Source organism: Streptomyces chryseus, from assembly GCF_014650755.1.
Classification (GTDB): domain Bacteria; phylum Actinomycetota; class Actinomycetes; order Streptomycetales; family Streptomycetaceae; genus Streptomyces; species Streptomyces chryseus.
The window spans coordinates 15,900-34,593 of record NZ_BMVO01000030.1; the positions used below are offsets into that span (position 1 = coordinate 15,900).

The following is an 18,694-nucleotide window of genomic DNA, read 5'->3' on the forward strand; positions in this document are numbered from 1 at the left end:
TCACCGAACTGCGCTCGGGCCGGCGTGTTCCGTATATCGACAGGACTCTGCATGAGTGGAATTCCCCCCGGAAACCGGACTCAGACCAGTGGTGAGTAGAAAAACGTCTCGCGCAGCGAAAAGGTGCCTGCAGGTGTCGTACTGAAGAAATCCGCGAAGCGCAGCGAGGTGTGCGCCCCGTCGCGCAGAACGCCTTCGAAGACACCGTGGACCGCCACTTCGGGGCCGTCGTGAACAAGCTTTGAAACCGTGTGTCTGCCGCTCTCGATGACCCGCTCCTCGCGGTAGAACCGCTCCAGCTCCGCATGGCCTCTGAGCTTGGCGTATCCGGGCCGGTGGTACTCGGCTGCGGGGTCGAAGAGCTGGATCAGACCGGCGATGTCGCCCCGGTCCACCAAGTGGTAGTAACGGCGGACCGCATCGGCCGGGCTGCGGTTGCTTTCAGAATTGTTTACGCGCTGAGACATGGCCCCCCTCAGAGTGTTCTGTCATTTGCACGGTTCCGGAAAGACGGCACACGGGAATTACTCGAAGGCATGGGAAGCAAGGCTGTTGACCAGGGCGCTCAGGCCCGGCCGCCAACCGCCGATCCACTCTGCGGTGTTCCCGGCGATCCAGGCAAGAGGATTCGGGGGAGTGCCGAAGGTTTGGGCTGAACTCCTGACTAAAGTAAGGGTCTGTTGCTTGCCTTCGTGCACTGCGCTGCCCCTGGTCATGCCCGTACGTTCTGGCTCACCGGGACTTTGAAGAGGCGCAGCGGCGCAGAGGCTGGGAGCAGCAAAACGATGATCACCCTGCAAGGACTGACCAAGCGGTACGGCGAGCATGCCGCGGTGGACAATCTCTCCTTGACGATCTCCGCAGGTCGGGTCACGGGCTTCCTCGGTCCCAACGGCGCGGGCAAGTCCACCACGATGCGCATGATCATGGGTCTGGACAGTCCCTCGGCCGGCCACGCGCTCGTCAACGGACGGCCCTACAGCCGGCTGAGCCACCCGCTGCGCGAGGTCGGCGCCCTCCTGGACGCCAAGGCCCTGCACCCGGGCCGCAGCGCCCGCGCCCATCTCAAGGCCTTGGCGCTGAGCAACGGCATTCCCGTACGCCAGATCGACGAGGTCATCGAGACCGTCGGCCTCACGTCGGTGGCCGAACGCCGTGCCGGGTCCTTCTCGCTCGGCATGAGCCAGCGCCTCGGCATCGCGGCCGCCCTGCTCGGGGACCCGGGGATCGTCATGTTCGACGAGCCGGTGAACGGCCTCGACCCCGACGGCGTGCTCTGGATCCGCGGGCTGATGCGCGGCCTCGCCGCCGAGGGGCGCACGGTCTTCGTATCCAGCCACCTGATGAGCGAGATGCAGCTGACGGCTGATCAGCTCGTCGTCATCGGCAAGGGGAAGCTGATCACCGAGACCACGGTCAAGCAGCTCATCGACAGCAGCTCCATGAACGCCGTGCGGGCCCGCGGTCCAGAGACCACGAGCCTCCAGAAGCTCCAGACCCGGCTGACCGAATGGCAGGTGCCGGTCCGCTGGGAGAGCGCCAACGAGCTCTACATCACAGGGCTGACCGTCGAGAAGGTGTCCGACCTCGCCTACGAGCTGGGTGTCCGGCTGCATGAAGTGCGCACCGTCGAAGCCTCGCTGGAACAGGCCTACATGGAACTCACGGCAGACAGCATCGAGTACGGATCACCCGCTTCGCGTCCGGCGCGAGCGACCTACGGAGAATGAAACCGAGTATGAATACATCAAGGGTGCGACTCGCCAAAGCCGGGCCCGACTACGGCGTGGGTGTCTACCGGGACATCACCGAGTGGGCCGACTCGTCGCCGGGCTGGATGCAGACACTGGGCGAGATAGGTACCGAGGGCGGTATTCTCCTCTTCGTCGCCCTGCTGCTCTTCCAGTGGTGGCGCTCCCGCGGGCGCGACGACCGCTCCATGGCGCTGGCCCTGCTCGCCCCCGTCGCCGTCGCGGCCGTCTACGTCCTGAGCGAGATCCTCAAGGTCTGGCTGCACGAGGAACGGCCCTGCCGGGACATCCCCAACGTGACGACCATCGCCGAGTGCCCGGAGCCGGGCGACTGGTCGTTCCCCAGCAACCACTCGGTCATCGCCGCCGCGTCAGCTGCCACCCTGCTCATCACCTGGCGCCTGATCGGCCTGCTCGCCCTGCCGGTGGCTGCCCTGATCGCTCTGTCCCGCGTGTACGTCGGAGTCCACTACCTGCACGACGTCGCGGCCGGCTACCTCCTCGGTGTCCTGCTGGCCCCGTTGGTCGTACTCGCCCTGATGGTTCCGGGCACCTGGGCCGTCACCAGACTGCGGCAACAGAAGGGCCTGGCCCTCGTCCTGGGGGCCTCGCCGCTGACCACGACCCCCGCCCCGCAGTACGCGCCGCACTCGACGTACCGCTGAACAGGAACCAGGAACCAGTCATGACGACATCGACCCATCACACCGCAGCACTGAGGCGGGCGCGCGCGTCCGGAGGCGGGCTGCCCGGTGCCGTGGCAGCCGAATGGTCCAAGTTGTGGTCGGTCAAATCCACGTGGTGGAGTCTGATCGGTGGCGGCGCGCTGATGCTGCTCACCGCCCCCATCATCGGTTCGACGATGGCGAACAACAAGAAGAACAGCGCGGGCGTCGCCGTCGGTGAGGTCGCGGTCAACACCGTGTACGTCGCCCAGTTCGCCCTCATCGCACTGTCCATGCTGGTGATCACGGCGGAGTACACCTCCGGGAGCATCCGCACCACGCTGCAGGCCGTGCCGCGCCGCGGCCAGCTGCTCCTCGCCAAGAGCCTCGTGGCCGGCGTGGTCAGTCTCCTCGGCGGTATCGCCCTCGGCCTCATCGGAGTCGGCGTCTCCTCCATGACGCTCGGTGACAAGGCGATCTTCGACAGTGCCGAAGCGTTCGGCAGCGCACTGCGCATGGGCGTCTATCTCGCCCTGATCAGCTCGCTCACCATCGGCGTGGCCGTCGCGGTGCGCAGCGCCGCCGGCACTCTGACCATCGCCTTCGTCGGCCTGACCGTGATGCCGGTGATCCTGCAGGCCTCCGACATGGGACCGCTGGTGTACCTGTCCGAACGGATGCCGAACTCGGCGGGCACGATCTTCATGAACGCCGCCGACAAGCCGTACGCAGCCGGCACAGCCTTCGTGATCCTCGCTCTGTGGGCCGTGGTGGTGCAGGCGGCCGGATATCAGGTGCTGCGCAAGCGCGATGCGTGAGTCACCCCCCTGAACGCGTTCCGGTCATGGCCGGGACGTGAGGGCGTCGCGTGCCGGGATCCCCCGTTCGGCACGCGACGCCCTTCTTCGCATCGGCCCCGTTTCCTCGCGCGGGACCTGGCCGATGGCAGGGCCGTCGGTTGACCTTCGTAGGTATCGCCGCAGGCGAGCGGCTGGCTAGGTTGAGGCTGTGACTTCCGCGATCAATGGTTTCGTCCGGCTCGTCGGCAGGATTCCTCCCTCGCAGCGGCCGCGGCGGCCCAGGCACTGGCCCTTGATCGCGTTCTTGCTCTGGGGCGCGCTCAACCTGCCCGTCGTGCTGCTTCCGCCCGCGAGCGCCGACGACGGGTACTTGCGCTGGCAGCCCCTCGTCGGCGCCGTCGTGCTGGCTGTCGCCGTGGCCGTGCACCGGGCGTTGCCGCTCGTTTCCTTCTTTCTGTGCGTGGCCCTGTGGTGGACCGTCGGGGTACTTCACAACGACGTCGGTTCCATCGTCGTATCGCCTTATCTCCCGGCGGTGTTCATCGCCAGCTTCACCGTGGGAAAGCTGCCGATGAGCCCGCAGTCGGTGCTCTGCGCGGTGGGTCTGGTGGCCCTCGGCGGGTCGGCCGCCACGGTGTTCGTGGGGCTTACGCTGCCGATGTGGTTCGTCCTGGTGACGGCCCTGCTCTTCGCGTGTCTGCTGCCGTGGCTGGTGGGCCGGTACTCCCGTCAGCGCGACGAACTGCAGCACTCGGGCTGGGAGCACGCCCGGCAACTGGAGCTGCAACAGCGCATCAGCGTCGAACAGGCCAGGCTGCGCGAACGCACCCGGATCGCCGAGGACATGCACGACTCCCTGGGCCACGAGCTGAGCCTGATCGCCCTGCGGGCCGGCGCCCTGCAGGTCGCCCCGACCATCGACGACCGGTTCCGGGACGAGGCGGGAGAGCTGCGCGCCAACGCGGCGAACGCCCTGGAACGACTGAGGGACATCATCGGCGTACTGCGTGAGGACGACGCGCCGGCCCGGATGGACCCGTCGCAGGCCGACATCAACGACCTCGTCGAGCGTGCGCGTACGTCCGGGATGCTCGTCGAGCTGGAGCACACGGGAAAGATCGGTCAACTCCAGGAGATGACCGAGAAGGCTCTGTACCGCGTGGTCCAGGAGTCGTTGACCAATGCCATGAAGCACGCCCCCAGGGCGCAGGTCGCCGTACGTCTCGCCCACACCCCCGCGGACGTCACCGTGACCGTACGCAATGGCCCTTCGCCGGAACCGGCCTCCCCCGACCGCCCGCAGGGCCGGCGAGGGCTGATCGGCCTCGAGGAGCGGACCCGGCTCGCGGGCGGTGAGTTCCACGCCGCCGCGCGGTACGACGGCGGATTCGAGGTCACCGCCCGGCTGCCCCGTACGTCCGCCGTGATCAGGGCTGCCGGGAACTACCCGCCGGTCGGCCGGCTCGCGGAGTCGGCCGACGGCGGGCTCGCCCACGCGACCATCCGGCTGCGCCGGCGCTTCATCACCGCGGTCTCGCTCCCGCTCGGCCTGTTCGCCTGCCTCGCTGTCGGCATGCTCGGGTACTACGCGTACTTGTCGACCTCGTCCTCCCTGGCGCCCCAGTACTACGACCAGTTGAAGATCGGCGACAGTGCGGCGAAGGCGGAACTCCTGCTCCCGGACAACGAGATGAGCGATCCGCCGTCGGAGTACCGGCCCGAGCCGGCCGGAGCCACCTGCCGTTATTACCGCGCGAGCGAGGCGCTGTTCGTCCGGGTCGATGTGCACCGGCTCTGCTTCGCCGACGGACGGCTGGTGACGAAGGACGTCATCACAGCGGAGTCCCGGGCGCCGGTCGACCACGACTGATCCCGCCGACAGCGCGCCTCCCGCCGACCGTTCACCAAGAACCGCCACAGAAAAAGGAGCAGGCCATCACTGCCATCCGACTTATCCTGGCCGACGACGAGACGATGATCCGAGCCGGTGTCCGGGCGATCCTCTCCAGCGACCCCGACATCGAGGTCGTCGCCGAAGCCGCGAACGGCTCGGAAGCCGTCGACCTGACCGCCAAGCACCGCCCGGACGTGGTGCTGATGGACATCCGGATGCCGGTGATGGACGGCCTCGCCGCGACGGCGGAGATCAAACGCCAGGTCCCGGAGACGTCGGTGCTCATCCTGACGACCTTCTCCGAGGACGAGTACGTCGCCCGGGCCCTGGGCGGCGGAGCCAGCGGCTTCATGCTGAAGTCCGGCGACCCGCGTGAGCTGCTGACCGGTGTGCACGCGGCAGCGAAGGGCGCCGCCTATCTCTCCGCCAAGGTCGCCTCCCGCATCATCGCCGAACTCAACAGGGGCTCCGCGGGGCAGCGCATGGTCCGCAACGCGTCCTCGCGCGAGCATGTCGAAACGCTGACCGAGCGCGAGCGCCAGGTGCTGGCCCTTCTCGGCAAGGGCATGTCCAACGCTGAGATCGGTAAGCGACTTCATGTGGTGGAGGGCACCGTGAAGAGTTATGTCAGCTCGATTCTCTCCGGGCTCGGCGTACGCAACCGAGTGCAGGCAGCGATCATCGCGTACGAAACGGGGCTGGTCGACGAGCAATGGTGACGTCCGGGCCTTTGCAGAGCAACCGTCGCGTCGATCTGAGAGGGAAGCAGTGCGTGGAGAATCCATAACGGCAGTGATACGCCGTGCCCGTGACGCTCAAGAGGAAGCGGCGTCGTGGTCTCAGGAAAGGGTCGACCAGGTGGTCGCGGCGGTCGGCCGGGAGTGCTATCGCGAGGACAACGCGCGAAGGCTCGCCTTACGCAGCCACCGCGAGACGTCGCTCGGTGATCCGGAGCACCTTTACGCGCTGCAGCGCCGCCGCGTTCTCGGAGTGATGCAGGATCTGCACGGCCAGGCATCCGTAGGAGTGGTGGAGGACCTGCCGGAACTGGGGCTGCGCAAACTGGCCAAACCCCTGGGGGTGATTGCCGTGGCGACCCCGGCCACCGCGCCCGCCCCCGGAATCATCTGCAATGTGCTGCCCATGCTGAAAACTCGTAACGCGGCGGTTTTCACGCCGAATCCCCGAGCACTCGGCACGGCCCAGGAAACAGTCCGGCTCGTCCGGGCGGTCCTCGCCGAGCGCGGAGCCCCACAGGATCTCGTCCAGTGTCTGGCGACCACTGGCAGGCGGACGAGTGCCGAGCTGATGGCCGCGGCGGACCACGTGGTCGCGATCGGCGGCGCCGGGACCGTGCGGCGCGCTTACGAGAGTGGGACGCCGGCGATTGGCGCGGGGGTGGGCAACCCCACGGTAGTCGTTGACGAGACCGCGGAGCTGACGGACGCGGCCGAGAAGATCGTGACCGGAGCGAGTTACAACAACGGCACTTCGTGCTCCTCGGAGAGCAACGTACTCGTCCACACCTCGGTCGTGGATCAGTTCTCCGTCGAACTGGCCCGCTGGGGTGCGCATTTGTGCTCGGAGGAGGAGACTTCCCGGCTGCGTGCTCTGCTCTGGCCGAACGGCACGACGCTGAACCGGGAAGCAATAGGCCGGCCGGCCCCCGAGCTGGCGAAATTAGCCGCAATCGCTGTGGAGCGGCCGGACAAGACAGAGCTACTGGTCCTCGCCGGCGGAAACCCGCGAAAGGACGACCCGATCCTTCGCGAGAAGATCGCGCCCGTGCTGACTCTTTCCGTGTTCGGTGATTTCCAGGAGGCGGTGGAACTCGTCCAGCTGCTGGCGGACCGCTGCGGCCGTGGTCACAGCTGCGGGATTCACACCGGCAGTGCGGACCGGGTGGCGGAACTCGCGCAGAGCGTGAACACCTTTCGGGTGGTGGTGAATCAGTCCACCATGACGAATACGGGAAGCTTTGAGAGCGGCGTACCCTTTACGACGACGCTTTCCAGTGGAAGCTGGGGCGGTTGCGGCACGTCGGGGAATGTCACATGGCGCCACTTCCTCAACTACACGGTGATCTCCCGTCCGATTCCCGCACGGTTCCCGGACGAAGAGGAGCTGTTCGGCATTCTACGGTGACGCGCGTTCCCGACCGGTGGGAGGGGAAGCCGCGCCTCGGCCAGCGAGGACTCCCGGAAGGAGAAGGGGCGGTGACGCGTCCCACGGGGGCCGTCAGCTCGCGCCAGGTTCCACGTCCTTCCATGCGCCGTCGAGGAACGGGCTGGGCTTTCCGTGCCAGAACACGTCCACACTGTCGCGTGCCCGTGTCGCTGCCACGAACAGCAAGGATCGAGCGCGCTGGATCTCGTGCCGGTGGCGGACCGGGTCCCTGTCGCGCAGTCTGTTGACGGCCTCGCGCGGTACGAGTCCGTCCGCCGCGCCTGCGATGATCATTCGCTGGTACTCCAGCCCCTTGAACCGGAACATCGTGCCGATGTGCACGCCGGTGGAACCGTGCGGGCCGTCGGAACGGATTTCCACCGACTCGATGCCGTGCAGCTTGAGCGTGTAGGCCATCTCGGCCGCCATCTGATTGGTGGGCACGCAGATCGCGATCTGCTCGTGCGGAATGATCAGGTCCGCACTGGCGTCCCACTCCTTGATGAGTGCGGCCACGCCTTCCTGCTCACCGGCCCAGTCCGGGAACGCGTGCCCGGCCGGGAGTCCCCCACTGAGCACCGACCGGTAGCCGGCCAGCGTTTCCTCGCTGCCGTCGAGGTCGTCGTACTTCGTCTCGCCCAGCACACCGAGGGCGGAACGCAGGATCTGCCGCGTCGTGCGGTAACTGAGACTCAGCTTCGAGGACCGGCCGCGGATGTTGATGCCCAGGCTGCCGAGTGTCACCTGGTTCTTGTAGATGCGCTGGTGGGTGTCGCCGACCAGGAACAGGTCGTCCGCGCCGCGAGCGACCATCGCGCGCAGCATCTTCCAGTGGGCGGGGCGGAGATCCTGGGCCTCGTCCACCACTATGTGCCGGTATCGGTAGCGCAGCCAGCCCCCTGAGCCATCCTGGAGGTGGACGTTGTCGAGGCCGCCTGCTTCCTCCCGCTGCCGGGCGATGTTCAGAATGCGCTGCTCGCGGCCCATCTCCAGCCGTGCGGCGCGCTCCGCCACCTGGTCCCAGGTCTGCCGCCCGAGCCGGTCCAGTCGCTGCGTGAAGCGTTCGGCGAGCTGCCAGATCTCGGCGCGCTCGCCGCGGCCGATGCTTCTGCCGCGTCCGGCACGCCGCGCCCGGAAGTAGTCGGTACGGGTGCCGACGGCCTGGCCGAGGATGACCTGCGTCCACTCGTCGTGCAGGAACTCCGGGTCCCAGTCGTCCTCTCCCAGTTCGTCGAGCAGCCCGCGCCATTCGCGTACGGCCTGACTGTCGTCGATGGCCTGCTTGCCGCTGCCCGGTTCGGCCTCGCGGACGATGCGCAGCGCCACCTGGTCGACATGGCTGACCTCGACCCGGCTCAGCAGCTCCTCGCCGCCCAGTTCCAGCAGCCGTGCGCGGAGGTCGGCGGCGAGGTTCTTGTTGTACGTGGTGAGGAGGACGGGTTTGTCCCGGCCCGGGGGAAGCTGCCGGACGAGATGCCGTACCCGGTGCAGGGCGACGATGGTCTTGCCAGTGCCGGGGCCCCCACCGACCCGGGCGGGGCCGTTGTAGCGCCGTTCGACCAGTCTGGCCTGGGTGGGGTGGAGAAAGACCTTCCAACGGCCGAAGTCGCCGCTCTCCAGTGCCTCCCTCAGTGCGTCGTCCGTGGTGGTGACGACCGTCGCCGGCCGCTGGGCGGCGGCCTCGAAGTCGTCCAGGTCGACCGGCTCGGTGGCGGCCACCGGCTTGGTCACCTGGTCGAGGACATGGTCGTACGACGCCCCGTCGAACAGGGCGAGCAGCACTTCGCCGGTGAGTTGCGGCGCGTACTCGACGAGTCCGAGCAGCTGGTCCTCGGTGGCGAGGGTGCGGATGACGGGCAGCAGTGGTTCGGCGACACCGAGGTCCGCCAGCTGCTGGTCGGACCAGTCCGCGAACAGCGGTCGGGCCGGCTCCGGTTGCGCGGGCGCCGGCGGTTCAGCGGCCGCCGGAACCGGCTTGGGCGGCGCGGGGAGCCTGCGCAGGACGCTGTCCTCGACCACCTCCAGGTCCACGTACTCAATGCCGCCGGTGACCTGGTTGACGCCGTACGACAGCCGGTTGTAGACGTCCTTGCGGTGCTTGACGGAGACGATCAGCCAGTCGTCGTCGGCGAGCCGCAGCAGCAGCGCGCGGTACTCGTCGTTGACCCGAGCCGACCAGAGCCTGCTGTCGCCCTTGAGCTGCTGGAGCTTGAGCCCGGTGCTGCGCGGGTTGCCCCTGAATCTGTGCTGGAAGTCGAAGAACGCGCCCTTGACTGTGCGAGGGAGCTTGAGGATCTCCTTGTCCGCCTTGTCGAGCAGGCGCAGTGTGACGCCCGAGGTGTTCATCGCTTCCGCTCCCCGTCGCTGGTGGTGTCGCTGTCCTGCCGCCGTTCCGTGAGCCGGGCGATCATCGCCGCCCGGTCCCATTCGGGGCCGGTGCGGACTGTCCAGCCCGCTGCCGCGAATGCCCGGTCCCGGTCCTGCGCCTCGTAGTCGGGCTCGTCACCATCCGTGCGAGGCGCGAGGACCACGCCGATCCGGGCGTCGGGCCATGCCAGTTCGGCCTGCCAGCCGTGGCCGTCCAGTTCGTAGCCGTCTTGAGGGGCCGGCACCTCCGCGGCGGCCAGTGCGTGGGCGAGGTCGGCGAGCCCGGGCTCCTCGGGGTCGAGATACTCGATGACCCTGTCCCAGCCGGGATCCCGCCCTGCCCCCCCGCCGGCAGGGTCCTGGTGTGCCGCGCGCCTCGGCGTGACTGCCTCACCGCCTTCCACGGCAGGCACCGAGGGGGCGGCGACGACCCCGACGGAGGCGAGGTCGTTCGCGGGCGAGGGCACCGGAGTGCGTGTCGACGTCAGCCAGCCCGCCCCACCGGTCACGGTGAGCACCTCGGTGGCGAAACCGTCGAGCATGCTCGACGTCAGCTGGGCGCTGTCACCGCCGCCGTGCTCCAGGAACTGCAGCACATTGCTCCAGTACAGCCAGGCACGCCAACGTCGCTTGTGGACCGGCTCGTCGGCCAGGGCGTCGTCACCGTCGTCCAGGACGGTGAGTCCCGTCCAGACGGGCGGGGTCCGCCTGCCGTCGGCGGCCAGTACAAGACGGCAGCCCGACGCGTCGGGGCCGGACAGCAGCCGCACCGGACCGGCGGCCCCGGCCGGCATGCCGCCGCGCAGCGCTTCCCGCAGGCCCGCGCCGGCGTTTTCGCCGGTGAGGGCGGCGGCACGGACCCCGTCCGCCCCGCTGAGGCCCGCGGCCGCCGCTTCCGCCCGCCGACGCCAGCGTTCCGGGTCGGGGGAGCGCAGATAGGCCAGCAGCAGCTGGGCCGGGTTGACCCACACCGTCTCCGCGAGCTCACCGGGCAGGCCCCGGCCCACACGGTCGTAGTAGTCGCGAGCCCGCTGCTGTCCCCCCGTGCCGTACGGCTCCCACACCGGGTCGGCCGGACCGGCCCCCGCGTACCCGGTGTCCTTGACCCGCTGACGCCACTCCTTGACGTCGGGGTAGGTCAGCTGGAACACCCGGAGACCCTCTGCCCGGAGCCGGGTGCGCTTCAGGGCGTCGTCCGCCAGCCGGTTGTGCTCACGGGTGGCGTGGTACGCGTAGCCGTCGAGGTACAGGGCGACGCGCGGGCCCGGGGCGTCCAGTCGTTCGAGGAGTATGTCGGGCCGGGTGCCGTCCAGGGCGCGCTGCTGGGAGACGCGCCAGCTCACGGTGGTCCCGTCGGCCGCCGTGAGCCGCAGGTCCAGGGCGTACGTACCGGCGGAGGTGGTGTACGTGTCCGCCGCCGCCTTCGACTCCGGCGACTTCGCCCAGTCCTGGAGGGTGTCGATGAAAAGGATCTCCAGATCGCTCTCGGCCTGCCGCTGCAGCGGGATGTGACGTGTCGTCGCCACCGGTGAGGTGTGCCACCGCCCACCGTCGGCGCCCAGCAGCTCGTCCAGCATCTGGCGGACCTCGTTGCGGCTGACCTTGTCGTAGTCGGCGGCCGGTACCCGTCGCAGCAGGCACTGGTGGCAGCCGTCGAGCCCCTTCTCACGGCACGCGCAGTCCTCGATGACGTCGCGCGCCTTGAGCAGCACCTCAAGGAATCCGTCGGCGGAAGCCAGCCGGTGCAGGTAGCCGGTGCCGCCCGGCAGCCGGTCGTAGACGACGAGGAAGCGCCTCGGCCAGTCCGCGTCCAGGTCGCCCGCGTGGTCGGGCATCGTCGCCTCGGCGATGTCGATGTGGTCGGGATCGCCGCCGTAGCGGACCGCGATGCCTGCGAACAGGGCGGCGGTGAACGACGCGAGCCGCTCCTTGACGCGTGCCACCGACGCGGGCAGCAGGATACGCACGGCCTCGGTGGTCAGTTCGTGGGCGAGCAGCAGCGGCACGTCCTGCCCCTTGCCCTGCCGGCCGCCCTCGCCGGTCAGCGGCGTACGGACCCGGCGGCGCGGACACCACAGCTGATGGTGCGCGGCGGCCGGTGTGCTCGCCGCCGCCGACTCGGTGAGCGCGTGCTGCGAGACGTCCACCACGGGGCGTCCGTCGGCCGTCGCGCCGCCGCACTCGGTGCAGACGTAGAACGGGTTGAGCCGTACGTCCTGCCCGGCGAGCGGCACCGTGCTGCTGCCGTCCTCGCGGTCCAGTCCCAGGTTCAGCGTCCGGATCGTGGCGTGGCGGGTGAAGTCCACGCCGAACACGGCGGTGTCGTGCCGCCAGGAACCGGCCGCCAGGCGGTCGGGGTCGATGTCGACGGTGGTGAGGACCGCGTAGTGCCTGCGGTCCCGCTCGTCGCGGTCGTCGCGGACCCGGGCGTCGTCGCGTTTGTCGCGGGACAGGACCCTCCTGGGCCGCAGCACGTACTGGACACAGCCCGCGTCGGCGATCTCGCGTCCGCGGCAGCGCGGGCAGGGATCGGTGTTGTGCTCGGCGTTCTGTTCCTCGGTGCGGACGTAGCCGCAGGCGGGGCAGAGCCGCCACACCGACCAGGCGCGGCGCTCGGGGCTGCCGACGTCGAGGGCGCGCACCACGTGCCGGTAACCGTTGACGTAGAAGCTGTTGCCGGGGGCGAGTTCGGTGAGGGCGAGCTTGCGGGACCGCTCGTAGTCCCGGGTCTCACTGCGGTACACCCTGCCGCGGGCACCCTGCGCGGCTCCCGCCCCGCCCGTGCCGTCCTCTTCGCCCGGCGGCTCCGCCCAGTACAGCGTCGCTTCCAGCTGGGTGGTGGTGTCCGTCAGGCTGTAGTTCGGCAGCAGCCCGAGGTCCACCAGGGTGGCGTGGGCGCTGGACTGGCTCAGCTCCCGCAGCAGGTCGCCGGCGCCCCGCCGCTCGGCCAGCAGCTCGCGGCGCTCCCGGTCCTGCGTGTCGTCGGACCGGGCCAGCTGCCCCGCGGCCTCGTCGATCGCGGAGATCCTGCGGCGCAGTTCCTCACGCCGCCCCGTCCAGTCCTCCTCGGCCTCCTGCAGTGCCCGGACGATCCCGCCGGTCGCGTAGGCCCGGAGTTCCCCCGCCGCGTAGGCGGAGACGCCGGCCCCGTCGGAGCTGTCCGAGCTGTCGGAGCTGTAGGGGGCAGGCCCGTCGCTGCCGTCGGGGAACAGGGCCAGGAACTCCTCCACGAGGGCCGCGCCGTGCGTCTGAGCGGCGTCCGCGAGGTCCTGGCACCATCCGCTGGTGCCGAACAGGGCGGAGGACAGCCGGGGGAGCGGTGCGAGCACCTCGCCGTCGGCGGTCCGCAGCTCGCCCCGGGCCGCCAGATCCAGCAGCCGCGCCGTGTACTGGCGGCGCAGGATCTCCACCGCCGACAGGTAGCAGCCCGGCGGCAGGATGGTCCCGGCGATCATCTCGCCCGGCTCGTCCAGGTAGTACAGGTCGCGTGCCTTGCGTCCACCGAACGCGACCACCAGCGCGTTGCCCGTCCGGCGCCCGGCGCGCCCGGCCCGCTGCACGTAGTTGGCGGGCCCGGCCGGCAGGGAGCCGAGCAGTACGGCGGACAGGTCGCCGATGTCGATGCCGAGTTCCAGCGTCGGGGTGCATGACAGCACATTGGGGTCGGTGTAGTGCGTCCCCGCCTTGAAGGTGCGCTCGACGCGTTCCCGTTCGGGACGGCTGAGCATGCCCGTGTGCTCGGCGGTCACCACCCGGAACGTGCCGCCCGTCAGGTAGAGGCGGCGGTAGTAGTCGCCGGTGTAGTCCCGCTCCTGCGCGGGCACGCCGAAGCGGGGCACCCCGGCCCCGGTTCCGGGCATGCCGGGCTGCGGCGCGGTCAGGCTGCCTTTGCACCGGTAGCGGGGGCAGGGGTGCCCGTACCAGCGGGTGCGCCGCTCGGGTGCCACGACCTGCTGCCAGCCGCAGTCCTCGCAGCTGACGAAGGCCTTGTTGACGACGGTGTCGTCGAGCAGCCGCACCTCGATGTGGCCGGGCTGCAGCCCGTACACCCGGCTCTGGCGGTCGCGGGCCGTCCGCACCGCCAGGACGCCCGCGTCGGCGAGGGCGGGCAGCAGCCTGCGCAGGTACTCGGTGGCCCCCGCGGCGTCCAGCTCCAGGCACCTGCGGGTCCAGTCCTGGTACCAGCCCAGGCGCCCGGTGACCGCGTCGAACTCGGACCTGTCCTTCTGCCCGTCCAGCAGGAACCGCGGCGGGGCGACCCCTTCGGGGAACGCGGGCATGCCGTCCGGCCTGCGCCCGGAGATGAGGTAGCGGTCGGTACCGGCCTCCTTGATCCAGGTGTCCAGCCAGTGGTGGCGCACCGCGCCGCGCAGCCGCAACCGCTCCAGCAGGCCCCGGACATACGCCAGATAGCGTTCGGGCGTGGGCAGCCCGCCGACCGCCAGCAGCTGGCCGGGCAGCGACAGGTGCAGGTCCCGTGCCAGGTCCGTGACCCGGTCCGGCTGCGCCACCACGACCTCGGCGGCCGCGGTCCGGGTCAGCTCCAGGGTGCGGCCCATGCGGCTGCGCAGCCCGAACTCCATCACCGTCGCGAACGCCAGCCGTTCGCCGATCAGCCGCCAGGTCCGCGCGTCGCCGGTGCCACGGCCGGACAGCAGCCGGTCGACGCCCGGCTCGTCGTGCAGGTCGGGGGGCACTACGGCGGCCAGCGCCTCCGGGTCGTCCACCGAGTCCAGGACATGGCCGATCAGATCGTTCAACGGGGTCGGCGCCCCCGAGTCGTCCAGGTTGTGGGCGAGCAGCGAGCGCAGTGAGAACTTGTACGAGGCGTTGGCGACGTATCCCGCCCGGTGCGCCGCGTCCTGCGTGGAGTCGTTGAACAGCAGCGTCTTGCGCTCCTCCGGTACGAGCGCGATGTCGCCGCCGGTGAACAGCTGGGTGACCGCCGCCGAGGCGAGGGCCGCCTGGGACGTGCCGAGGAAGCGGATGCTGTTGTCGGTGTGGCAGGCCGGGCACCGGTCGTCCTTCGCGGCCCGGTCGGCGGTCTTCTTGTCGAGTACGGCCAATGCGAACCAGGCGTCGACCAGTTCACCGTCGTCCCCGGCGGCGGGCAGCCGGTAGGTGCCCTGTCCGCCGTCCAGCACCACCACCGACAGCGGGTCCACGCCGCCGTCCGAGGGCCGCGCCCCGGTCAGCGCGTCCAGGGCCTGCTGCCGCTCGCTGACGGTGGCGGAGACGAAGTAGCGGATACGCCGCTTGTCCCGGCCCACCCCCGCCCGCCAGATCCGGTCCTGCGCCATCACCAGCCGCTGTGGGTCGGCCTCGGGGGACAGGGCGGCCCAGCCGGAGCGCCCGCAGTTGCGGCAGTACACGGCGGGCAGGTGCACCTGCGCGGGACGCGGCGCGGTGTCGGTGCCCGGCAGTGGCTGCGGCCGCCTGCTCGCGGAGGACGACGGCCAGCTGCCGGACGAGGCGTCCGGGTCCTCGTCGCCGGGCGGTGCGGCGTTGAGCGCGGCCCGGCGGGCAGCCGTGCGGTCGTCCTCGTACCAGCGGAACTCAGGAGTACGGCCCACCCCGCGCAGCACGCGCGTCACGGGCCGTACCCACAGGTGTGCCTCGATGTGCAGCAGCGGCCGGGGCCGGCGCTCGTCGGAGTCCGGGTCGCGGGCGGCCGACAGCAGGGCCACGAACCGGGACAGCGCCTGGAGCACCAGCCGCGGGTTCTCCCGCGCGGTGCGGCCCCAGGAGTAGCCGAACCGGGCGAGCCGGTCCCGCAGGGCCCACTCGTCCAGCGGCTCACCGCCGAGCAGTGACAGCACACCGTGGGTGAAGTCGTGCCGCTTCAGCAACCGCCCGACACGGAAGGCGTCCAGGCCCGAACGCCCCAGCATCCGGGCGGCGAGCGCGTCGAGGTCGAGCAGGTCCGGCCGTGCCTCCACGTCCGGCCCGCCGGACACCGCCACGACCTCCTGCGGGGTCGGTGGTTCCGGCAGCTCGTAGTCGACGGTGCCGGTGAACTCGTCGGCGGTCATCCGCTCCTCGCCGATGACCGCGTCCGGCGGGAACGGCATCCCGAACACCCGCGCCGCCACGTCGAGGAGACCCCCGGCCTCCTTGCCCGGCGCGCCCTCGCCGAGCGTCGCCGAGGTCGCCACCGGGCAGATCGATCCCAGTGGCCTGCCGGGCCGGGACGCGCCGGTGGCAGCGGCCAGCCGCCGCAGCAGCATGGCGACGTCGGTGCCCTGCGCCCCGTCGTACGTGTGGAACTCGTCCAGCACGACGTGGGCGGGTTCGGCGCCTTCCCACAGGCTGCGGTCCTCGCCGCGCTGGAGCAGCAGGTCGAGCATCTTGTAGTTGGTGATCAGCACGTCGGGCGGCGAGACGCGCATCTCCTCGCGTCGCGTCATCACCCGCCGGAAGTCCGTGTCGGGCCGGTCTCCGATGTACAGGCCCGCCGTGACCTGGGCCAGCTCCGGCCTGGCCAGGTACTCCCCGATGCGCCCCGCCTGGTCGGTGGCGAGCGCGTTCATCGGGTACAGCAGCACGGCCTTGATCCCGGACCGCCCCTCGGCCTTCTGCCGCCGGCAGTGGTCCAGTACGGGGATCAGGAAGGACTCGGTCTTGCCGGACCCGGTGCCGGTGGTCACCAGCGTCGGCCTGGCGGGCCCGTGCAGCGTGGACAGCCGCGCCCACGCCTTCGCCTGGTGCCGCCACGGAGCGAACCCCGGGAACCCGGCCGACCACTCCAGGTCCCGCTGCCATCCGCCGTCGGCGACGTGGAACGGGGTCCTGATCCGTAGGTAGGGCCCCCGGAAGATGCCGGTCTCGGGGTGCCCGAGGAAGCGTTCGAGCGCGCTGCGGGTGTCCTCGTCGGCGAGGGCGTACGTCGTCGTGAGGTACTGCGTCAGACTGCCGCGCAGCTGCGCGGCGGCCATGGTGGGCTTCACGACGGTCCCCCTTGCGATGCCGGTGCCCTGGTGATCGATACCACCGTATAGGGGGTGGCTGACAGGCCCGGCCGGCGGCGGACCGGGGCCCCGCTCTCCCCTGGTGGGTGTCGAGGCCCTATTTCTTCTTCCAGGCGGCCAACTGATCCGCGAAGTCCCGGAATGACCTGTTGTTGCCGGGGGGACGTGCGATGACGTGGCCGAGATCCACGGCCGCCGCCATGATCTTCGGGGAGTCGGATTCCCGATACCGAGGCTTGCCCAGGTGCTTTTCGAGGTGCTCCTTGGGATTCGCCAACTTGGTGAGGTCCTTTTGACGGTCCTCAGAACGCATGGCCCAGCCGCGTCTCACCTTCGGAAACGCGTCGGGGAAGAGCATCAGCCACGACTCCATCTCGACGGCGGAGAGGGCCAGTGCGCTGTGGCAGGGAAGAGTCTTGCGCATCTGGGTCGTGATTCTGTCCCGCACCTGGTCGTACCTCTGGTCCGAGATCTGATCCATGTCGGCGTGGACGACGAAGCCGACGAGCTCGGCATTACACCCTTCCGCCATGCGCAGCGCGCTGTCGCGCAGTGTCTCGACCCGAGGGCTGAGTTGGAGCAGCGCGGGCGCGAGCTTGATCTTGTCGTTGATCGCGACGACTTTGGGGCATCTGGGGTAGAGGGCGGGTATCAGGTGCTGGAGGACTTCCCGATCATTGTTGCTCTCGCCGGCGACAACGATGACGGACCGCCGCCGGCGCGGGGCGCGGCTCACAGGGTCCCTCCCACTGAACCCGAGAACCAGAGATTGCCAATGGGTTCGTACTCGGCCACCTCGACCACTCGGCGGGTATCGGCGGGCTTCCGCGCGGGAATCACGGAAGCGCCGCTGGGACGCCGTTCGCAGGGGACGAACTCCTCGGGCTCCAGCTCGTTGACGAAGACCGGAGAATGCGTGGTGACCAGGTACTGGCTCCGCTCGCTCGCCTCCCGGAGCCGTTGTGCCATGAGGCCCAGCGCGTGCGGGTGGATCCCGTGGTCGATCTCCTCGATGCAGGTCAGCAGAGGGGGTTCGGGGTCGTGGAAGATTGCGAGCATGCACAGGATTCGGACGGTCCCCCAGGACGCCTCCGTCAGACGGGTGCGCCCCCTCAGACCCTCCTCCTCCAGCTCCACCGCCGTTCGATGGGACGCGAAGTCGGGAGGGGTGACGAGGTGGATGTCACGGATCTGCGGCACCACCTTGCGGACGTCTTCCAGCAGGAACTCCCAGGCGTCGCCGTCCTCCTGGAGCCCTCTGAGGAAGTCGGCCAGGTTCGACGCGTCGTTCTCCAGGTAGCGGCCCGAATCGCTGATGCCCCACGGCTTACGGGCCTCCCGTACGTCCGGGTCGAACACCCGGATCTGGGACAGGTGGCGCCTGACGTTGTCGATGGCGCGGGCGGACGGGGCGTCCGTGGGCAGCGCGTGGTCCAGGTGCATGGCCGAGGCCATCGGCCCGACGTCGACGGACTCCCAGATGTGGTCCGCCGGCAGTGGACTGCTGACTTTCAGAGAGTCACTCGTCAGCTCGACGGATGTCTCCGCGCCCTCAGCCGGATGCTGGGTGAACAGCTCCCTGCGGTACGTCGTGTACCGCTCGCGACCACGCTCGGGGCGCAGCCGCCGGCGGGAGACGCTCAACTCGTAGCGGTCCGGGGCTTCCTCCGACGCGAAGTCGGACCAGATGCCCTCGACGCCGACGGAGATCCGCGACACCGGTTTCCGGCCGCCACGGAACGCCAGGACGTCGAACCCGCCCCTGTCCTCGAACGCCGGCTCGATCCCCTTCCGGGTCACGTCCCCCAGGAGCTCCAGCGCGTGCAGCACATTCGACTTGCCCGCCGCGTTGGGACCGACCATGACGGTCAGCGGCCCGAGTGGCAGCTTCGTGTCGGTCAGTGTGCGGAAGTTGCGCACCGTCAGACCGAGTATGCGGTGGTTCAAGCCTCGCGCCCATCGTGGAACAGCCGGGCGACGACGACCCGGTCATCGAACTGGTCGGCGCACGGCGGACGGCCCCCGAGGCCGGTATTGACAGCCCCTCAGTTCCGCATAAGCGCAGTCCACTTGACGCGCCTGA

Annotated in this window: 11 protein-coding genes; 6 read left to right on the forward strand and 5 right to left on the reverse strand. The window is 69.8% G+C overall.

The genetic code is table 11. The annotated features are described in order from the left end of the window. Positions 1–80: 80 nt before the first annotated feature. Positions 81–467: a nuclear transport factor 2 family protein gene (locus IE185_RS29150; RefSeq protein WP_138895240.1), complete on the reverse strand. Its 387-nt coding sequence runs from the start codon at positions 465–467 to the stop codon at positions 81–83. A 318-nt stretch (positions 468–785) separates the two neighbouring features. Between IE185_RS29150 and IE185_RS29155 the strand changes: the two genes are divergently transcribed. The 6 genes from IE185_RS29155 to IE185_RS29180 all read left to right on the forward strand — a co-directional run bounded on the left by IE185_RS29155 (position 786) and on the right by IE185_RS29180 (position 7,255). After that, positions 786–1,730, forward strand: a complete 945-nt coding sequence (locus IE185_RS29155; RefSeq protein WP_138895241.1) for an ABC transporter ATP-binding protein — start codon at positions 786–788, stop codon at positions 1,728–1,730. Between the two features lie 23 nt (positions 1,731–1,753). Beyond that, complete coding sequence (locus tag IE185_RS29160; protein ID WP_170198292.1) at positions 1,754–2,416, forward strand: phosphatase PAP2 family protein; 663 nt, start codon at positions 1,754–1,756, stop codon at positions 2,414–2,416. A 20-nt stretch (positions 2,417–2,436) separates the two neighbouring features. Then, positions 2,437–3,234, forward strand: a complete 798-nt coding sequence (locus IE185_RS29165) for an ABC-2 transporter permease (RefSeq protein ID WP_138895243.1) — start codon at positions 2,437–2,439, stop codon at positions 3,232–3,234. A gap of 274 nt (positions 3,235–3,508) precedes the next feature. Then, positions 3,509–5,086 (forward strand): sensor histidine kinase, encoded by a 1,578-nt coding sequence (locus tag IE185_RS29170; RefSeq protein ID WP_138895244.1) that lies wholly within the window; start codon positions 3,509–3,511, stop codon positions 5,084–5,086. A gap of 104 nt (positions 5,087–5,190) precedes the next feature. After that, positions 5,191–5,829 (forward strand): response regulator, encoded by a 639-nt coding sequence (locus IE185_RS29175; protein WP_138895245.1) that lies wholly within the window; start codon positions 5,191–5,193, stop codon positions 5,827–5,829. A 49-nt stretch (positions 5,830–5,878) separates the two neighbouring features. Next, positions 5,879–7,255 carry an aldehyde dehydrogenase family protein gene (locus IE185_RS29180; RefSeq protein ID WP_138895246.1) on the forward strand — a complete coding sequence of 459 codons (1,377 nt, stop codon included), beginning with the start codon at positions 5,879–5,881 and terminating at the stop codon, positions 7,253–7,255. Positions 7,256–7,348: 93 nt separating this feature from the next. Here IE185_RS29180 and IE185_RS29185 read toward each other — a convergent pair whose 3' ends face one another. The 4 genes from IE185_RS29185 to IE185_RS29200 form a co-directional block, all read right to left on the reverse strand. Next, the gene (locus tag IE185_RS29185) at positions 7,349–9,622 is read right to left on the reverse strand and encodes a UvrD-helicase domain-containing protein (RefSeq protein ID WP_138895247.1); all 2,274 of its coding nucleotides are present in this window, start codon (positions 9,620–9,622) and stop codon (positions 7,349–7,351) included. Next, entirely contained in the window at positions 9,619–16,590 is a 6,972-nt protein-coding gene (locus IE185_RS29190; RefSeq protein ID WP_189716327.1) for a DEAD/DEAH box helicase, read from the reverse strand. The genes IE185_RS29185 and IE185_RS29190 overlap by 4 nt, the downstream gene beginning before the upstream one ends. A gap of 118 nt (positions 16,591–16,708) precedes the next feature. Continuing rightward, positions 16,709–17,347: a hypothetical protein gene (locus IE185_RS29195; RefSeq protein ID WP_138895669.1), complete on the reverse strand. Its 639-nt coding sequence runs from the start codon at positions 17,345–17,347 to the stop codon at positions 16,709–16,711. Beyond that, positions 17,344–18,558 carry an AAA family ATPase gene (locus IE185_RS29200; protein ID WP_138895670.1) on the reverse strand — a complete coding sequence of 405 codons (1,215 nt, stop codon included), beginning with the start codon at positions 18,556–18,558 and terminating at the stop codon, positions 17,344–17,346. The genes IE185_RS29195 and IE185_RS29200 overlap by 4 nt, the downstream gene beginning before the upstream one ends. Positions 18,559–18,694: the final 136 nt, after the last annotated feature.